Source organism: Streptomyces sp. TP-A0356, from assembly GCF_001417775.1.
GTDB lineage: Bacteria > Actinomycetota > Actinomycetes > Streptomycetales > Streptomycetaceae > Streptomyces.
The window spans coordinates 116,038-134,208 of record NZ_BBZJ01000022.1 but is presented as its reverse complement, the minus strand read 5'-3'; the positions used below and the strand labels follow the sequence as shown (position 1 = coordinate 134,208).

General features: G+C 70.4%; 16 protein-coding genes and 1 pseudogene. 16 read left to right on the top strand and 1 reads right to left on the bottom strand.

The window, feature by feature from the left end; all coding sequences use genetic code 11:
- The first annotated feature begins 178 nt into the window (after positions 1-178).
- The 5 genes from ASC56_RS23530 (at position 179) to ftsH (ending at position 8,141) form a co-directional block, all read left to right on the top strand.
- On the top strand, positions 179-1,522 hold the full coding sequence (locus ASC56_RS23530) for an ammonium transporter (RefSeq protein ID WP_055493502.1): 1,344 nt from the start codon (positions 179-181) through the stop codon (positions 1,520-1,522).
- On the top strand, positions 1,519-1,857 hold the full coding sequence (locus ASC56_RS23525) for a P-II family nitrogen regulator (RefSeq protein ID WP_055493501.1): 339 nt from the start codon (positions 1,519-1,521) through the stop codon (positions 1,855-1,857). Before ASC56_RS23530 ends, ASC56_RS23525 begins: the two co-directional genes overlap by 4 nt.
- Positions 1,858-1,939: 82 nt before the next feature.
- Positions 1,940-4,387, top strand: a complete 2,448-nt coding sequence (locus tag ASC56_RS23520) for a [protein-PII] uridylyltransferase (RefSeq protein WP_055493500.1) — start codon at positions 1,940-1,942, stop codon at positions 4,385-4,387.
- 122 nt (positions 4,388-4,509) lie between these two features.
- The gene (ffh, locus tag ASC56_RS23515; RefSeq protein WP_055493499.1) at positions 4,510-6,057 is read left to right on the top strand and encodes a signal recognition particle protein; all 1,548 of its coding nucleotides are present in this window, start codon (positions 4,510-4,512) and stop codon (positions 6,055-6,057) included.
- Positions 6,058-6,212: 155 nt separating this feature from the next.
- Entirely contained in the window at positions 6,213-8,141 is a 1,929-nt protein-coding gene (gene ftsH, locus ASC56_RS23510; RefSeq protein ID WP_055493498.1) for an ATP-dependent zinc metalloprotease FtsH, read from the top strand.
- 157 nt (positions 8,142-8,298) lie between these two features.
- On the opposite strand, the gene ASC56_RS23505 is transcribed toward ftsH, so the two are convergent.
- A complete protein-coding gene (locus ASC56_RS23505; RefSeq protein WP_079102672.1) occupies positions 8,299-9,159 on the bottom strand; it encodes an SAM-dependent methyltransferase in 861 nt (286 codons plus the stop codon).
- 226 nt (positions 9,160-9,385) lie between these two features.
- Between ASC56_RS23505 and proS the strand changes: the two genes are divergently transcribed.
- The 11 genes and pseudogenes from proS (at position 9,386) to lepB (ASC56_RS23450) (ending at position 18,120) form a co-directional block, all read left to right on the top strand.
- Positions 9,386-10,831 carry a proline--tRNA ligase gene (proS, locus tag ASC56_RS23500; protein ID WP_055493643.1) on the top strand — a complete coding sequence of 482 codons (1,446 nt, stop codon included), beginning with the start codon at positions 9,386-9,388 and terminating at the stop codon, positions 10,829-10,831.
- 260 nt (positions 10,832-11,091) lie between these two features.
- Entirely contained in the window at positions 11,092-11,688 is a 597-nt protein-coding gene (locus ASC56_RS23495) for a hypothetical protein (RefSeq protein WP_055493496.1), read from the top strand.
- Between the two features lie 304 nt (positions 11,689-11,992).
- Entirely contained in the window at positions 11,993-12,421 is a 429-nt protein-coding gene (gene rpsP / locus ASC56_RS23490) for a 30S ribosomal protein S16 (RefSeq protein ID WP_055493495.1), read from the top strand.
- A 2-nt stretch (positions 12,422-12,423) separates the two neighbouring features.
- Positions 12,424-12,663 carry an RNA-binding protein gene (locus ASC56_RS23485; protein ID WP_005479813.1) on the top strand — a complete coding sequence of 80 codons (240 nt, stop codon included), beginning with the start codon at positions 12,424-12,426 and terminating at the stop codon, positions 12,661-12,663.
- 83 nt (positions 12,664-12,746) lie between these two features.
- Entirely contained in the window at positions 12,747-13,289 is a 543-nt protein-coding gene (gene rimM / locus ASC56_RS23480) for a ribosome maturation factor RimM (protein WP_055493494.1), read from the top strand.
- Entirely contained in the window at positions 13,290-14,123 is an 834-nt protein-coding gene (trmD, locus tag ASC56_RS23475; RefSeq protein ID WP_055493493.1) for a tRNA (guanosine(37)-N1)-methyltransferase TrmD, read from the top strand.
- Between the two features lie 134 nt (positions 14,124-14,257).
- Positions 14,258-14,608, top strand: a complete 351-nt coding sequence (gene rplS / locus ASC56_RS23470; RefSeq protein WP_055493492.1) for a 50S ribosomal protein L19 — start codon at positions 14,258-14,260, stop codon at positions 14,606-14,608.
- A gap of 45 nt (positions 14,609-14,653) precedes the next feature.
- Positions 14,654-15,370, top strand: a complete 717-nt coding sequence (lepB, locus tag ASC56_RS23465) for a signal peptidase I (RefSeq protein WP_055493491.1) — start codon at positions 14,654-14,656, stop codon at positions 15,368-15,370.
- Positions 15,363-16,451, top strand: a pseudogene (gene lepB / locus ASC56_RS38325) (signal peptidase I); the annotation flags it as partial. The gene lepB (ASC56_RS23465) and the pseudogene lepB (ASC56_RS38325), both read left to right, overlap by 8 nt.
- Positions 16,339-17,292 (top strand): signal peptidase I, encoded by a 954-nt coding sequence (lepB, locus tag ASC56_RS23455; protein WP_055493489.1) that lies wholly within the window; start codon positions 16,339-16,341, stop codon positions 17,290-17,292. The pseudogene lepB (ASC56_RS38325) and the gene lepB (ASC56_RS23455), both read left to right, overlap by 113 nt.
- Positions 17,293-17,370: 78 nt before the next feature.
- Positions 17,371-18,120 carry a signal peptidase I gene (gene lepB / locus ASC56_RS23450; protein WP_055493488.1) on the top strand — a complete coding sequence of 250 codons (750 nt, stop codon included), beginning with the start codon at positions 17,371-17,373 and terminating at the stop codon, positions 18,118-18,120.
- Positions 18,121-18,171: the final 51 nt, after the last annotated feature.

Genomic DNA, 18,171 nt, shown 5'->3' with positions numbered 1-18,171 from the left:
GGCAGTTCATCGATGCGTAACACGCACGGTGCCTTCGTCACTGCGGCGAAACATCCAGGGGCGTCGACCGAAACCGCGCTGCGCCAATCTCATGGCGCATAACCGGCCCGCCCCTCATGACCGGACCGCTCTCAGGCTTCGCCCGCACGGGGCCGTACCAACCGACGAGGAGACGCCGATGGCACCAGCCGCCATCACGCTTGCGGCGGACGCACCCAAGCTGTCGTCCGCCAACACAGGCTTCATGCTGATCTGTTCCGCCCTGGTGATGCTCATGACCCCGGGCCTGGCCTTCTTCTACGGAGGCATGGTCCGCGTCAAGAGCACCCTGAACATGCTGATGATGAGCTTCATCAGCCTCGGCATCGTCACCATCCTGTGGGTGCTCTACGGCTTCTCCATGGCCTTCGGCACCGACAAGGGCTCGATCATCGGCTGGACCTCCGACTACGTCGGCTTCAGCAACATCGGCAAGATGGACCTCTGGCCCGGCTACACCATCCCGGTCTTCGTCTTCGCCGTCTTCCAGCTGATGTTCGCGATCATCACGCCCGCCCTGATAAGCGGCGCGCTGGCGGACCGCGTGAAGTTCACGGCCTGGTCCCTCTTCCTGGTCCTCTGGGCCACGATCGTGTACTTCCCGGTCGCCCACTGGGTCTGGGGCGCCGGCGGCTGGGCCTTCAAGCTGGGTGTGATCGACTTCGCCGGCGGTACCGCGGTCCACATCAACGCCGGTGCGGCGGCGCTCGGCGTGATCCTCGTCATCGGCAAGCGCGTCGGCTTCAAGAAGGACCCGATGCGTCCGCACAGCCTCCCGCTGGTCATGCTCGGCGCCGGTCTCCTGTGGTTCGGCTGGTTCGGCTTCAACGCCGGTTCGTGGCTCGGCAACGACGACGGCGTCGGCCCGCTGATGTTCGTCAACACACAGGTCGCCACCGCGGCCGCCATGCTGGCCTGGCTCGCCTACGAGAAGATCCGCCACGGCGCGTTCACCACGCTGGGCGCCGCCTCCGGCGCCGTCGCCGGTCTGGTCGCGATCACCCCGTCCGGCGGTGCGGTCTCCCCGCTCGGCGCGATCGCCGTCGGTGCCGTCGCCGGAGTCCTGTGCGCCATGGCGGTCGGCCTGAAGTACAGGTTCGGCTACGACGACTCCCTCGACGTCGTCGGCGTCCACATGGTCGGCGGTGTCATCGGCTCCCTGCTCATCGGCCTCTTCGCCAGCGGCAAGGGCCAGTCCGACGTCAAGGGCCTCTTCTACGGCGGCGGCATGCACCAGTTCTGGATCCAGTGCGCCGGTGTCTTCGCGGTCCTCGCCTACTCCCTGGTCGTCTCCGCGGTCCTCGCCTTCCTCCTCGACAAGACGATCGGCATGCGGGTCACCGAGGACGAGGAGATCTCCGGCATCGACCAGGCCGAGCACGCCGAGACCGCATACGACTTCAGCGGCGCGGGCGGCGGCGTCATCGGGACGGCCACCGCTCCGGCCCTGGCCGCCACGCAGAGCAAGAAGGTGGACGCATGAAGCTCATCACCGCCGTCGTGAAGCCCCACCGGCTGGACGAGATCAAGGAGGCCCTCCAGGCCTTCGGGGTGCACGGTCTGACGGTCACCGAAGCGAGCGGCTACGGTCGGCAGAGGGGGCACACCGAGGTCTACCGCGGCGCCGAGTACACGGTCGACCTCGTCCCCAAGATCCGTATCGAGGTGCTGACCGAGGACGACGACGCCGAACAGCTCATCGACGTCATCGTCAAGGCGGCCCGCACCGGCAAGATCGGAGACGGCAAGGTCTGGTCCCTCCCGGTCGAGACGGCCGTCCGGGTCCGGACCGGCGAGCGCGGACCCGACGCGCTGTAAGGGATCCTTGCACTACGCCCGCCCGGGTCGCGTGGTCATAGTGCAAGGACCCCTAAGGCACCAACGGAACAGGAGTCGCTGGGTGACGAGTACGGACGTACGTACGGAAGCAGAGGGCTCGGGACCCAGCGGCTACGCGGCGGCCCGGCTGCGCCTCCTCACGGAGGGGGCGCGGTCCGGGCCGCCGCGCCGTGCGGCCCTGGCCGAACTGACGGACGACTGGCTCGCCGAACTGTTCACCGCCGGTGCCGGGGAACTGCGCGGCGTCTGCCTGGTCGCCGTCGGCGGCTACGGCCGCGGCGAGCTGTCCCCGCGCAGCGACCTGGATCTGCTGCTGCTGCACGACGGCGGCGACAGCAAGGCGGTGGCCGCCCTGGCCGACCGCATCTGGTACCCCGTCTGGGACCTGGGCCTGGCCCTCGACCACTCCGTCCGCACCCCGGCGGAGGCGCGCAGGACCGCGGGCGAGGACCTCAAGGTGCAGCTCGGCCTGCTGGACGCGCGGCACCTGGCGGGCGACCTCGGAATGACCGCCGGCCTCAGGACGGCCATCCTGGCCGACTGGCGCAACCAGGCACCCAAGCGCCTTCCCGAACTGCAGGAGCTGTGTGCCGAACGGGCCGAGCGGCAGGGCGAGCTGCAGTACCTGCTGGAGCCGGACCTCAAGGAGGCGCGGGGCGGCCTGCGCGATGCCACGGCCCTGCGTGCGGTGGCCGCCTCCTGGCTCGCGGACGCACCCCGCGAGGGGCTGGCGGACGCCCGGCGCCGGCTCCTGGACGTACGGGACGCGCTGCATCTGACCACCGGGCGCGCCACCGACCGGCTGGCGTTGCAGGAGCAGGACCAGGTAGCCGCCGAACTCGGCCTGCTGGACGCCGACACGCTGCTGCGCCAGGTGTACGAGGCGGCGCGCGTCATTTCGTATGCCAGCGATGTGACCTGGCGCGAGGTGGGCCGTGTGCTGCGCTCGCGCGCGGTGCGGCCGCGGCTGCGCGCCATGCTCGGTGGCGGCAAGTCGGTCACGGAGCGGTCGCCCCTGGCGGAAGGGGTGGTGGAACAGGACGGCGAGGTGGTGCTCGCGCGGGCCGCGCGCCCCGAGCGCGACCCGGTGCTTCCCTTGCGCGCCGCCGCTGCCGCCGCCCAGGCCGGCCTCCCGCTCTCCCTGCACGCCGTACGGCGGATGGCGGGCGCCGTGCGCCCCCTGCCCTCGCCCTGGCCCGCAGAGGCCCGGGAACAGCTCGTGACCCTGCTGGGCTCCGGCCGTCCGACCGTCGAGGTCTGGGAGTCCCTGGAGGCCGAAGGCCTGATCACCCGCCTGCTGCCCGACTGGGAGCGGGTGCGCTGCCGCCCGCAGCGCAACGCCGTGCACGTATGGACCGTCGACCGCCATCTGATCGAGACGGCCGTCCGCGCGTCCGAGCTGACCCGCCGCGTCGGCCGCCCCGACCTCCTCCTGGTCGCCGCGCTGCTGCACGACATCGGCAAGGGCTGGCCCGGCGACCACTCCGTGGCGGGCGAGATCATCGCGCGGGACGTGGCGGCCCGGATCGGCTTCGACCGCGACGACGTCGCCGTCCTCGCCACCCTCGTACGTCACCACCTCCTGCTCGTCGAGACGGCGACCCGGCGTGACCTGGAGGATCCGGCCACCGTGCGCTCGGTCGCCGACGCCGTCGGCTCACAGAGCACCCTGGAGCTGCTGCACGCGCTGACCGAGGCGGACGCGCTGGCCACCGGGCCCGCGGCCTGGTCGTCCTGGCGCGCAGCGCTGGTGACCGACCTGGTCAAGCGGGTCTCGGCGCTGCTCGCGGGCGACGAGCCCGCCGAACCGGAGGCCGCCACGCCCACCGCCGAGCAGGAGCGGCTGGCCGTCGAGGCGTTCCGCACGGGCGCCCCGGTGCTCGCCCTGCGCGCGCAGACCGAGCCCCCGGGCGACGAGCCGTCCGGCGAACCGGAACCCCTGGGCGTGGAGCTGCTGATCGCCGTACCGGACCAGCCCGGTGTGCTGCCCGCGGTCTCGGGCGTGCTCGCCGTGCACCGCCTCACCGTCCGCACGGCCGAGCTACGGGCCCTGGACCTGCCGGACGGCGTCCACGACAGCTCCGTCCTGCTGCTCGACTGGCGGGTCGCGGCCGAGTACGGCTCGCTGCCCCAGGCCGCGCGGCTGCGGGCCGACCTGGTACGGGCCCTGGACGGTTCCCTGGACATCGGGGCCCGGCTGGCGGAGCGGGACGCCGCCTATCCCCGCCGCCGGGGCGTGGTCGCGCCCCCGCCCCGTGTGACGGTCGCCCCGGCCGCCTCGCGACACGCCACGGTGATCGAGGTGCGGGCCCAGGACGCGCCGGGCCTGCTCTTCCGGATCGGGCGGGCGCTGGAGAAGTCCGGGGTACGGGTGCGCAGCGCCCATGTCTCGACGCTCGGCGCCAACGCGGTGGACGCGTTCTATGTGACGACGGCCACGGGCGCGCCCCTGCCGGGCGAGGAGGCGGCGTCGGTGGCCCGGGCGCTGGAGGAGGCGCTGCGGAACTGAGCCCCGCTTACGTACGCACCGGGCTCCGGTCCGTAAGCACGCGGTGAAGACCCCACCGCGTGCGTCCGGATACCCTTGAGGACGATTCCTTTAGACCCCGACCCCGAGGACCGACGAGCGCCGTGTTCGATACTCTCTCCGATCGCCTCTCAGCGACGTTCAAGAATCTGCGGGGCAAGGGCCGGCTGTCCGAAGCTGACATCGACGCCACCGCACGCGAGATCCGTATCGCGCTCCTCGAAGCCGACGTGGCCCTGCCGGTGGTCCGGAGCTTCATCAAGAACGTCAAGGAGCGCGCCCTCGGCGCCGAGGTCTCCAAGGCGCTCAACCCGGCCCAGCAGGTCCTCAAGATCGTCAACGACGAGCTGGTCACGATCCTCGGCGGCGAGACCCGCCGCCTCCGGTTCGCCAAGCAGCCCCCGACGGTGATCATGCTCGCGGGTCTGCAGGGTGCCGGTAAGACCACCCTCGCGGGCAAGCTCGCCAAGTGGCTCAAGGAGCAGGGCCACTCCCCGCTCCTGGTCGCCGCCGACCTCCAGCGCCCGAACGCGGTCAACCAGCTGAGCGTCGTCGCCGACCGCGCGGGCGTGGCCGTCTTCGCGCCGGAGCCGGGCAACGGCGTCGGCGACCCGGTCAAGGTCGCCAGGGACTCCATCGAGCACGCGAAGACCAAGGTCCACGACATCGTGATCGTGGACACCGCCGGCCGCCTCGGCATCGACCAGGAGATGATGCAGCAGGCCGCGGACATCCGGGACGTGATCCGCCCGGACGAGATCCTCTTCGTCGTCGACGCGATGATCGGTCAGGACGCCGTCAACACGGCGGAGGCCTTCCGCGACGGCGTCGGCTTCGACGGCGTGGTCCTCTCCAAGCTCGACGGTGACGCCCGCGGTGGTGCGGCCCTGTCGATCGCCTCGGTCACCGGCAAGCCGATCATGTTCGCGTCGAACGGCGAGAAGCTCGAGGACTTCGACGCCTTCCACCCGGACCGGATGGCCTCCCGCATCCTCGACATGGGTGACCTGCTCACCCTGATCGAGCAGGCGGAGAAGACCTTCGACCAGGCCGAGGCCGAGAAGATGGCCTCCAAGCTGGCCTCCAAGAAGGGCCAGGACTTCACCCTCGACGACTTCCTGGCCCAGATGGAGCAGGTCAGGAAGATGGGGTCGATCTCCAAGCTGCTCGGCATGCTCCCGGGCATGGGCCAGATCAAGGACCAGATCAACAACATCGACGAGCGGGACGTCGACCGCACGGCCGCGATCATCAAGTCGATGACCCCGGGCGAGCGCCAGGACCCGACGATCATCAACGGCTCCCGTCGCGCCCGTATCGCCAAGGGCTCCGGTGTCGAGGTCAGCGCGGTCAAGAACCTGGTCGAGCGGTTCTTCGAGGCACGCAAGATGATGTCCCGCATGGCCCAGGGCGCCGGCATGCCCGGCATGCCGGGGATCCCCGGCATGGGCGGTGGTCCCGGCCGGAGCAGGAAGCAGCCGAAGAAGGCCAAGGGCAAGCAGCGCTCCGGGAATCCGATGAAGCGCCGGCAGCAGGAGCAGGAGGCCGCCGAGCGCCGCGCCGCCGCCCAGAGCGGCAACGCCCTCGGCCTCCCGCAGCAGGGCGGTCAGGACTTCGAGCTGCCGGACGAGTTCAAGAAGTTCATGGGCTGATCCGCAGGGCATCCCCCTACGACGCAGGGCATCCCCCTACGACGCAGAGCATCCCGTACGACGCAGAGCATCCCCTACGACGCCGAGGGCGTCCCTCCCCGGAGGGGCGCCCTCAGCGCGTGCCGGGGCCCCTCGGGTGCCGTACCGTCCGATGTATGGGCAATTCCGCCCCACCGCGCAAGACCCCCGACCAGCCGTGGCGCACCGAGGGCACACCGGAGGCGCCGCCCAGACGGCCTGCCGGCCGGAAGCTGCCCGGTGGCTGGTGGGGCCTGGCCGTCGCGGCGCTGGTCGTCTTCCTCGTCGCCTACCTCGGGCTGTCCTACTACACCAGGGGAAACGAGCCGACGATCTCGTACACGGAGTTCAGCAGGCAGCTCAACGACGGCAACGTCACCACGGTCTACGCCAAGGGTGACACCATCCAGGGCCGGCTCAAGAACCCCCAGCCCAACCCCCAGGGCGGCGGGAAGTACACCAAGTTCAAGACGCAGCGCCCGGCCTTCGCGGACGACAAGCTCTGGCAGAACCTGACCCGGCACCATGTCACGGTGACCGCGCAGCCGGTCGTGCAGCAGCGCGGCTTCCTGTCCAACCTGCTGCTCTCGCTGGCGCCGATACTGATCCTGGTGGCGCTGTGGCTCTTCATCTCCCGGCGGGTGAGCGCGGGTCTGGGCGCCGGAGGGATATTCGGCCGCAGGGCGCCGCCGAAGCCGGTCGAGCTGCAGCCGGGCACCCCGCGCACGACCTTCGACGACGTGGCCGGCATCGACGAGGTCAAGGGCGAGCTGGCCGACGTCGTCGACTTCCTCAAGAACCCGGACGCCTATCGCAGGATGGGCGCGAAGCCGCCGCGCGGCGTGCTGCTCACGGGCCCGCCGGGTACCGGCAAGACGCTGCTCGCGCGGGCGGTGGCAGGCGAGGCGGGCGTGCCGTTCTTCTCCGCCTCGGCCTCCGAGTTCATCGAGATGATCGTGGGCGTCGGCGCCTCCCGCGTCCGCGAGCTGTTCGCCGAGGCCCGCAGGATGGCTCCGTCGATCATCTTCATCGACGAGATCGACACGATCGGGCGGGTGCGCGGCGGTGGGGCGTCGTTGGGCGGCCATGACGAGCGCGAGCAGACGCTGAACCAGATCCTCACGGAGATGGACGGCTTCACCGGTTCGGAGGGCGTGATCGTCATCGCGGCGACCAACCGCGCGGACGTCCTCGACCCCGCGCTCACCCGGCCCGGCCGTTTCGACCGGGTGGTCACCGTGTCGCCGCCGGACCGCGACGGCCGCGAGGCGATCCTGAGGATCCACACGCGCGAGATGCCGCTCGCTCCGGACGTCGACCTGGCCCAGGTGGCCCGTATGACCCCGGGCATGACGGGCGCGGAACTGGCCAACCTCGCCAATGAGGCCGCCCTGCTGGCGGTCAAGCGGGGGAAGCCGCAGGTGACGCAGTCGGACATCCTGGAGGCGCTGGAGAAGGTGCAGCTGGGCGCCGCACGCTCCCTCGTGATGCCCGAGGAGGAGCGCCGGCGCACGGCGTACCACGAGAGCGGTCACGCCCTGCTGGGCATGCTGCAGCCGGGCGCCGACCCGGTGCGCAAGATCACGATCGTGCCGCGCGGCCGGGCACTCGGGGCGACGCTGTCGACCCCCGAGTCGGAAAGGCACGCGTACACGGAGGAGTATCTGCGCGGGCGCATCATCGGCGCCCTGGGTGGCATGGCGGCGGAGCAGGTGGTCTACGAGATGATCACGACGGGCTCCGAGAGTGACCTCGAACAGGTCACCAACATCGCCCGGGGCATGGTCGCCCGCTGGGGCATGAGCGAACGAGTGGGCCGTCTGTCGGCCCTCCCGAACGATCTGCAGCAGGCGTACGGGCTGGCGGCGGCCCCGCACACGCTCGACGTGATCGAGAGCGAGATGCGCCGCATCGTCGAGGAGTGCTACGAGGAGGCACGCCACAAACTCGGCGAGCACCGGGGCCAGTTGGAGGCACTGGCGGAGGCGCTCCTGGTCAACGAGACACTGGACGAGGCGGACGCGTACCGCATCGCGGGAATCCTGCGCCCACGGAAGGAGGACTGAATCCGCGGGACGGTCGGGGGTGCGGGCGAGGCCCGGGGCACGTGCGGTCGGGAATGCAGATGAGGAGCGGTTGGCGGCGACGGCCAGGGGACGCGGGCGACGGCCCGGCCGATCCGCCGACGGCCCGGGGGACGCGAGCGACGATCGGTTGTGGGGCCTAGGGGACGCGCGCGATGAGGTAGCGGAACACGTTCGGCATCCACACCGTGCCGTCCGGCCTCAGGTACGGATGCAGCGCCTCGGTCAGCTCCTTGTCGACCTGCTCCTGGTCCGTGGCGTGGATCGCCGCGTCGAAGAACCCCGTCGACAGCATCCCCCGTAGCGCGCTGTCCATGTCGGCGTACCCGAAGGGGCAGGCGACCCGACCCGACCCGTCCGGACGGAGCCCGCAGCGCCGTGCGGCCTCCTCCAGGTCGTCGCGCCGGGCCGGGCGCCAGCCGCCCGCACCGCCCTCGGGATCGGCGGGTTTGGTGGCGACGCGCAGTACGGACGAGGTGCTGCACCGTTCCGGCGGACCCCACGCGGCGAGCACCACGAGCGCCCCGCGCTCGGCGAGCGGCGTCGCCGCGGCGAGCTGTTCCTCCAGCGCGTTCGTGTCGCCGTCCGCGCATCCGACCGGCTCGAAGGCGGTCAGCAGGTTGTACGCCGGCTCATCGGGGGCGGGCGCGGCCTGCCGTGGCGAGCCGTCCACGAGCCGGGTGCCGGTACGCGCGCGTGTGCCCCGCGTTCTGGGCAGCAGCCGTTCGCGGGCGAGGGCCAGCCGTTCCCGCGCGCCGGAGTCGACACCGGTGACCGAGGCGCCCCTCGACGCGGCCATCAGCAGGGCGAGACCCGCACCGCACCCCAGCCCGAGCAGCCGTGTCCCGGAGCCCACTTCGAGCCGCTCGTAGACGGCCTCGTACAGCGGTACGAGCATCCGCTCCTGAATCTCGGCCCAGTCACGCGCGCGTGCACGCCGGTCCGCGCGAGGAGCCGCTCCCGTGCGGGAAAGGTCCTGCCGCGCGAGCGTAGGTGTCATTCGAAAGCGCCCCAATCCGACGAGAGTTGCAGCTGTGTTCGGTTCTGTAGCCCCCGTGACGTGCGCTCGCCCTTCCGCGTAGCCCCCGTATGCCAGGAAACTCCGCGCCCGTCGTGGCGTCCAGGGGGTGTGGAGCACTCCGTGTGCGCCGTGCGTGCGCCCCGTACGTCAGCCCTGGGTGACAACGGATTCACGGTGCGTGGAGATGTCCCCGTACCATCGCGCCATGGCAAAGGCACTCGTTCTCACCCCCCGGGCGGACGACTTCCCCCGCTGGTACCAGGACCTGATCAGCAAGGCCGAACTGGCCGACAACGGTCCGGTGCGCGGCACCATGGTCATCCGGCCGTACGGCTACGCGCTGTGGGAGCGGATGCAGCAGGAGATGGACGCGCGCATCAAGCAAGCCGGCGCCTCCAACGCCTACTTCCCGCTGTTCATCCCGCAGTCGTATCTGACGAGGGAGGCCGAGCACGTCGAGGGCTTCGCCCCCGAGCTCGCGGTCGTCACGCACGGCGGCGGCAAGGACCTGGAGGAACCCGTCGTCGTCCGGCCCACCTCCGAGACGATCATCAACGACTACTTCTCCAAGTGGGTGCAGAGCTACCGCGACCTGCCGTTGCTGATCAACCAGTGGGCCAACGTGGTGCGTTGGGAGATGCGCCCGCGCGTGTTCCTGCGGACGACCGAGTTCCTGTGGCAGGAGGGCCACACCGCCCACGCCACGTACGAGGAGGCCCGGGACTACGCCGCGTACATCCACAAGGAGGTGTACGCCGACTTCATGGTCGACGTCCTCGGCATCGACGTCGTGCTCGGCCGCAAGACGGCGAGCGAGCGGTTCGCCGGCGCCGTCAACACCCTTACGCTCGAAGGGATGATGGGCGACGGCAAGGCCCTCCAGATGGGCACCAGTCATGAACTCGGCCAGAACTTCGCCAAGGCCTTCCACATCCAGTACCTGTCGAAGGAGGGCAGGCAGGAGTTCGTCTGGCAGACGTCCTGGGGCTCGTCCACGCGCATGGTGGGTGGCCTGATCATGTCCCACGGCGATGACGACGGGTTGCGGGTCCCTCCGCGCCTCGCCCCCATCCAGGCGGTCGTGCTCGCCATCAAGGGCGACGAAGCGCTTCTGGCCAAGGTCCGCGAACTGGGCGACCGGCTCAGGGCGGCCGGGATCCGTGTCCAGGTGGACGACCGCACCGACACGCCCTTCGGCCGCCGGGCCGTCGACTGGGAGCTCAAGGGTGTGCCCGTACGCATCGAGATCGGGCCCCGTGACCTGGAGAGCGGCACGGCGATGCTGGCCCGCCGCATCCCCGGGGGTACCTCCCAGGCGTCTGGCTCTGGGGGCGGCAAGCAGCCGATCGCGATCGAGTCGCTCGTCGGCGCGCTTCCCGGGATCCTCGAGGAGGACCAGGCGCTGCTGCTGCGGCAGTCACGCGAGCGCCGTGCGTCCCGCACGGCCGACGTGGCGACGATCGAGGAGGCCGTCGAGGCGGCCACCGCGGGCGGCTGGGCGCGCATTCCGTGGGCCGTGCTCGGTGAGGACGGCGAGGCCAAGCTGGCCGAGCACGCGGTGACCGTACGGTGTCTGGTCGCCGAGGACGGGTCGGTCCCCGACGCCGACGACGCACCGGGTAACGTCGCGGTCGTCGCGCGCGCTTACTGAGATACGAGGAGATCCGCCGAGAGCGGCCGAAACGCCTCTTGCGCATCTGTGGACCACAGACATCCCGGCGCGCGCACCTCTCCTACGCGCCGGCGCGTACGCGTCGCTACGCACCACCTTGGGATGAGCTGTGAGGCTTCTCCGCAGATCTGCGCACGCGCCCTCGTCAGGACACATCAGCGGCAACTGACGGGTACGTGCAAATTATTTGGGATGCCCCGGAATAGGAACACAGGGGCACTCAGGCTCGTTGTCATTACGTGAGCACGACACCACCTGTTCTCGCCGCAGAGCTGGCACAGGCGTGGGCCGACATTCAAAGGCACCACCCCGAGCTGCCGGATCTTGCCGCGCCCGAATCCCTGATCGGCGAGTCGTCGTCCGCCTGCGGGCACGAACTCTCCTTCGAGCGACTGCTCCATGAGGCAGTCCACGGCATCGCCGCCGCCCGCGGCGTACGCGACACCTCCCGCGCCGGCCGCTACCACAACCGTAGATTCCTCGCGATCGCCGAGGAGCTGGGCCTGGACCACCCCGAGGAGCCGCACCCGAGCAGCGGCTTCTCGTTGGTCACGCTCAACCCCGAGGCGAAGCGGCGCTACCGCCCGACCATCGAGCGGCTCCAGCGCGCGCTGAAGGCCCACTCGGCGGCGACGGCCGCGGACACGGCCCGTACGTTCCGCGGTCCCGCCGCCCGCCACGGTTCCTCCGGAGGCGGTGTACGCGTCAAGGCGGTCTGCGACTGCGGCCGCAACGTCCGCGTCGTACCGTCGGTCCTGGCCCAGGCCCCGATCGTGTGCGGCGGCTGCGGCAAGCCCTTCCGCATTCCGGAACCCGTGGGGGCGGCTGCAGGCTGAGAGACGGCTGCTCGTGGCAGCCGTACTCGGTGCGGCCGTGGTTCACGGCACGTAGGCACCCTGTGAGCGCCGGGTGGCGTGACCAACGCCCGGGGGTCCCGGCGCCGGGTGCCCCTCAGGTGTGCCCTGGCGTCCCTCGGCCCAGCGGAGCCCGCAGGGTATGGCACAATGGCTAGCTGTACTCGACAGCCGCACAGGACCCCTCTCTCCTCCGGCTGACGCGTCCATCGGGCACTCGGGTACCGCAACCCCACGCGGCCGTCCGCCGTGCCCAACCACGTCAAATCCAGGAGAATCCACTCCCGTGGCAGTCAAGATCAAGCTGAAGCGTCTGGGCAAGATCCGTTCGCCTCACTACCGCATCGTCGTCGCAGACTCCCGCACCCGCCGTGACGGCCGGGCGATCGAGGAGATCGGCAAGTACCACCCGACGTACCACCCGTCGGTGATCGAGGTCGACGCCGAGCGTGTGGCGTACTGGCTCTCCGTCGGCGCCCAGCCGACCGAGCCCGTGCTCGCCATCCTGAAGAAGACCGGCGACTGGCAGAAGTTCAAGGGCGAGCCCGCCCCGGCGCCGCTGCTGCAGCCGGAGGTCAAGTCCGCGCGTCCGTCGTTCGAGGCCCTGAGCGGCGAGGACGAGGGCAAGGGCGAGGCGATCACCCAGAAGAAGAAGGCCGAGAAGAAGGACGAGGCCGCCGCCGAGTCCTCTGCGTCTGAGTCGACCGAGGCCTGAGGATGCTCGAGGAGGCTCTCGAGCACCTCGTGAAGGGCATCGTCGACAACCCTGACGATGTGCAGGTGGCCTCGCGCGACCTGCGCCGCGGGCGTGTGCTGGAGGTCCGGGTCCACCCCGACGACCTCGGCAAGGTGATCGGCCGCAACGGCCGCACCGCACGCGCTCTGCGCACCGTCGTGGGCGCCATCGGCGGCCGCGGCGTCCGTGTCGACCTCGTCGACGTGGACCACGTCCGCTGAACGCTTCGCAGCACCGGCTCGGGCCGGGGAGGGCCACTGGGCCGTCCCCGGCCCGTAGTCGTTACGACAGGAGATCTTCCAAAGTGCAGCTGGTAGTCGCACGGATCGGCCGCGCCCACGGCATCAAGGGCGAGGTCACCGTGGAGGTACGTACCGACGAGCCGGAGCTCAGGCTCGCACCCGGCGCCGTACTGGCCACCGACCCGGCATCCGCCGGACCCTTGACCATCGAGACGGGCCGCGTGCACAGCGGCCGCCTCCTGCTGCGCTTCGAGGGCGTCGCCGACCGCAACGCCGCCGAGGCGCTTCGCAACACCCTGCTGATCGCCGAGATCGACCCGGACGAACTGCCCGAGGGCGAGGACGAGTACTACGATCACCAGCTGATCGACCTCGATGTCGTGACCCGGGACGGCGTGGAGGTCGGCCGGATCACGGAGATCTCCCATCTGCCCTCCCAGGACCTCTTCATCGTCGAGCGCCCCGACGGCAGCGAGGTGCTCGTCCCCTTCGTCGAGGAGATCGTCACCGAGATCGACCTGGAGGAGCAGCGGGCGGTCATCGACCCGCCGCCGGGTCTGATCGACGACCGGGCCGAGATCGCGTCCTCCCGGGACGAGGCCTAGATGCGGCTCGACGTCGTCACGATCTTCCCCGAGTACCTGGAGCCGCTGAACGTCTCCCTCGTCGGCAAGGCACGCGCGCGGGGACAGCTGAACGTGCAGGTGCACGATCTGCGGTCCTGGACGTACGACCGCCACAGCACCGTCGACGACACCCCGTACGGCGGCGGCCCCGGCATGGTCATGAAGACCGAGCCCTGGGGCGAGGCGCTGGACGACATCCTGGCCGACGGCTACGAGACCGGTTCCTCGGCGCCCGCCCTGATCGTCCCCACGCCCAGCGGCCGTCCCTTCACCCAGGAACTCGCCGTCGAGCTCTCCGAGCGCCCCTGGCTGATCTTCACGCCCGCCCGCTACGAGGGCATCGACCGCCGAGTCATCGACGAGTACGCGACCCGGATGCCCGTCCACGAGGTGTCCATCGGCGACTATGTGCTCGCCGGCGGCGAAGCGGCCGTCCTCGTCATCACCGAGGCGGTGGCTCGGCTGCTGCCCGGGGTGCTGGGGAACGCCGAGTCCCACCGGGACGACTCCTTCGCGCCCGGCGCGATGGCGAACCTCCTTGAGGGACCCGTCTACACCAAACCGCCGGCGTGGCGCGGCCGGGACATCCCGGAGGTGCTGCTCAGCGGCCACCACGGCAGGATCGCCCGCTGGCGCCGGGACGAGGCCCTGAAGCGCACGACGTCCCACCGGCCCGACCTGATCGAGCGCTGCGACCCCTCTGCCTTCGACAAGAAGGACCGCGAGATGCTCTCCATCCTGGGCTGGGCGCCGGACCCGGAGGGCAAGCCGTATGGCCGATTTTGGCGCAGGCCAGAAGGCATGGAAGAATAGGCCGCTGTTGTCCGCGTCCGGCGTGCGCCCCTGCCACAGGGGGACACGACGCCCGCCCCGATGCGGTCAGCGCTTCTTACCGAGAAACTACCTCCCGTCGATGACCTGTGGCATCGGCGAAGAAAGCAGACGAAATGTCTCACGTGCTCGACACCGTCGACGCCGCGTCGCTGCGCAGCGACATCCCGGCCTTCCGCCCGGGCGACACCGTCAACGTCCACGTCCGCGTCATCGAGGGCAACCGCTCCCGTGTGCAGCAGTTCAAGGGCGTGGTGATCCGCCGTCAGGGTTCCGGCGTGCGCGAGACCTTCACGGTCCGCAAGGTCTCCTTCTCCGTCGGCGTCGAGCGCACCTTCCCGGTGCACACCCCGATCGTGGAGAAGATCGAGCTCGTCACCCGTGGTGACGTGCGCCGCGCCAAGCTGTACTACCTGCGCGACCTGCGCGGCAAGGCGGCGAAGATCAAGGAGAAGCGCGAGAACTGAGCGCTTCCCGGGGTTCTGAGCGGGGCCGGATAGCATCTGGCCCCGATGGACACCGAAGCACAGCACACGGAGCGCGACCGCTCCTCCCACCCCGTCGACTCCGAGGAACCCTCGGACACACCGGGCACGGAGGGGCGGTCGCGCTTCGCGTTGGTGTCCCGGCTCGCCGAGTGGCTGCCCGGCGGGCGGATCACTCTGACCGCCCTCGTCTGTCTGCTGTTCGCCCTCGCCCTCGGCACGTTCGTGACGCAGCCGTTCGACATCCCCAGCAGTTCGATGGAGCGCGGATTGAGGGTTGGGGACCGCGTGCTCGTAAATAAGTTGGCGTACCGTTTCGGATCGATGCCGCAGCGGGGAGACGTCGTCGTGTTCGACGGCACCGGGTATTTCGGGAACGCCGACTACATCAAGCGGGTAGTAGGTGTCGGGGGAGACCACGTTGTCTGCTGCGACAAGAAGGGGAGGCTCGACGTGAACGGCCGGTCGGTCGACGAGTCGTCGTTTCTGTATCCCGGGAACAGGCCGTCCGATGTCCCCTTCGACGTCGTCGTGCCCGCCGGGGCACTCTTCGTGCTCGGCGACCACCGCAGTGACTCCAGCGACTCCCGCGACCACCTGGGCTCGCCGGGCGGCGGCATGATTCCCGTGGGCGCCGTGATCGGCAGGGCCGACTGGGTGGTCTGGCCCTCCGCGCACTGGAGCCACCTCACACGTCCCGGCGCCTACGCGCGCGTGCCCGCCGCGGGCGGTAACCATGGGTAACCGAGGCAAACCGCGCGGCAGCATCCCCTCCGACACCGTCACGCAGAACCTCCTGCCCACCGGCTCTCGCCGCGCCGCGACCGGTGCCCCCACCGGACGCAGCCGCGCCGAACGGCGCAAGCTCCAGCGCAAGGTCAAGCGCAAGCGGAGGCGCTCCGCGGTCAAGGAGATACCTCTCCTCATCGGCGTCGCCGTCCTGATAGCGCTGGTGCTGAAGACCTTCCTCCTGCAGGCGTTCGTGATCCCGTCCGGGTCGATGGAGAACACGATCCAGATCGGTGACCGCGTCCTCGTCGACAAGCTGACGCCATGGTTCGGCTCCAAGCCGCAGCGCGGCGACGTCGTCGTCTTCCAGGACCCCGGCGACTGGCTCGCGGGGGAGAAGACGACGAAGAAGAACGACCCGGTCGTCGTCAAGCAGGTCAAGGAGGGGCTCACCTGGATCGGTCTGCTGCCGTCCGACAACGACAAGGACCTCATCAAGCGGGTCGTCGCGGTCGGCGGAGACACCGTCAAGTGCTGTGACACGCAAGGACGCGTCACCGTCAACGGCATGCCGCTGAATGAGCCGTACATTCACCCGGGGAACAAACCTTCGGACTTCTCGTTCTCGGTGACCGTGCCGCCGGGCCGGCTGTGGGTGATGGGTGATCACCGCGCCAACTCCGCCGACTCGCGCTACCACCGCACCGAGGAGTTCAGCGGTACCGTCTCGGAGAAGTCCGTCGTCGGCCGTGCCATGGTCATCGCCTGGCCCATCGGGCACTGGACGCGCCTGCAGGAGCCGGACACATACGGGTCGGTGCCGAGCGGGTCGACCACCGCGCTCGGTCCGTCGCATAGGGTGGCCCCCGCGGATCGATACGGATTGATCCCCCTCCCGAGCCCTGCGGAACTCCCGCTCGTTATGGGAGTGGTGGGCCTGCGTCGACAGGGGCGCCGGCGGCGGTACGGAGTGAGGAGTGGATGTGGGGGATTTGGCGGTCGGCGCACGGTCCGGGCACGAGGGTCCCGAAGAGAGGCCGCAGCGACCCGACGAGGCGGCTGCCCCGGCCGCGGCAGAACACGTCGGCTCCGGGAGTGGCTCCCCGGACGGCGGCACCCAGGAGGGCAGTGGACAGGCCTCCACGCCGAAGAAGCAGCGCTCCTTCTGGAAGGAACTTCCGCTCCTCATCGGCATCGCGCTGGTGCTCGCGCTGCTGATCAAGACGTTCCTGGTGCAGGCGTTCTCGATCCCCTCGGACTCGATGCAGAACACCCTCCAGCAGGGTGACCGCGTCCTCGTCGACAAGCTGACCCCGTGGTTCGGCTCCCAGCCCTCGCGCGGCGAGGTCGTCGTCTTCCACGACCCGGACAACTGGCTGGCAGGCGAGCCCACCGCCAACCCGAACGCCCTGCAGACGGCCCTGAGCTGGATCGGGCTGATGCCGTCCGCCGAGGAGAAGGACCTCATCAAGCGGGTCATCGGCGTCGCCGGCGACACCATCGAGTGCAAGGGCACCGGCCCGCTGAAGGTCAACGGCCACGCGCTCAACGAGCCGTATGTGTACCCCGGCAACACTCCGTGCAGCGTCGACGACCAGGGCGGCCAGTTCAAGGTCACGGTGCCGCCCGACCGGATCTGGGTCATGGGCGACCACCGGCAGAACTCGCTGGACTCGCGCTACCACCAGCAGGACAAGGACCAGGGCTTCGTGCCGGTGGGCAATGTGGTGGGCCGCGCCATCGTGATCGCCTGGCCGCCCACCCGCTGGGACACGCTGCCGATCCCGGACACCTTCGACCAGGGGCTGAGCGTCACGGTCCCCCCAGCGCTCGGTCTTACGGGGGCGGCGCCGCTGGTGCTGTGGCGCCGTCGCCGGCTCGCCGCGCGCCCTACCGCCGCAAGCCCGAGGGTTTCTGGCAGCGGTACCGCCGGGTAGGGTGCCGTCCCAGATCGCCGATCTTCCGGGCCCGTCCGTGGGCCACGGGGTCGAATCTCCGACCTGGGGAGCACTGGGATGAGCAGGACTGGTCGTACGGACGAGGGCCGCGGACGGCTCGGCAGCGTGCTGTCGGGGCTGGCCGTGGCCCTCGGCTGTGTGCTCTTCCTCGGCGGGTTCGTCTGGGGCGCGATCGTCTACCGGCCCTACACCGTGCCGACGGAGTCCATGTCGCCCACCATCGTCGCCGGTGACCGGGTCCTCGCCCAGCGCGTCGACGCCGCCGACATCAGGCGCGGCGACGTCGTCGTCTTCCGGCAGCAGACCTGGGGCGGCATGCCCATGGTGAAGCGGGTGGTGGCGGTCGGCGGGGACACGGTGAGCTGCTGCACCGACGGCAAGCTGACCGTCAACGGCAGGCAGATCCAGGAGTCCTACCTGGCCAAGGGGCAGATCGCGGAGTACAGGACCATCCCCACGATCAAGGTGCCCAAGGACCGACTGTTCCTGCTCGGCGACGAGCGCAGCGGCTCCCTCGACTCCTCGGCCCACCTCACGGAGGCATTCAGCGGCACGGTGGCGCGCAGCGCGGTGGACGCCCGCGTGGACGCCGTGGTGTGGCCGATGAACGGCATGCTGGCCCGCCCGACGGGCTTCGAGGCACTGGGCCCGCTGTCCTCGCCCGGACCGCTGCGGCTGATCGTCGGCGCGATCGTGGCGGGTGCGGTGCTGGTGCTGGGCGGCGGGGCCTACGGTCCCATCGCCAAGCTGGCGGGCCGCGGGCGCGGGAACGCCGTGCGGCGGACGGAGCCGGCCGGTGCCCGCTGAGGCCCCGACGCCGTCGTCCTCGAGTCCGTCCCCATCGCCGCACGAGTCCTG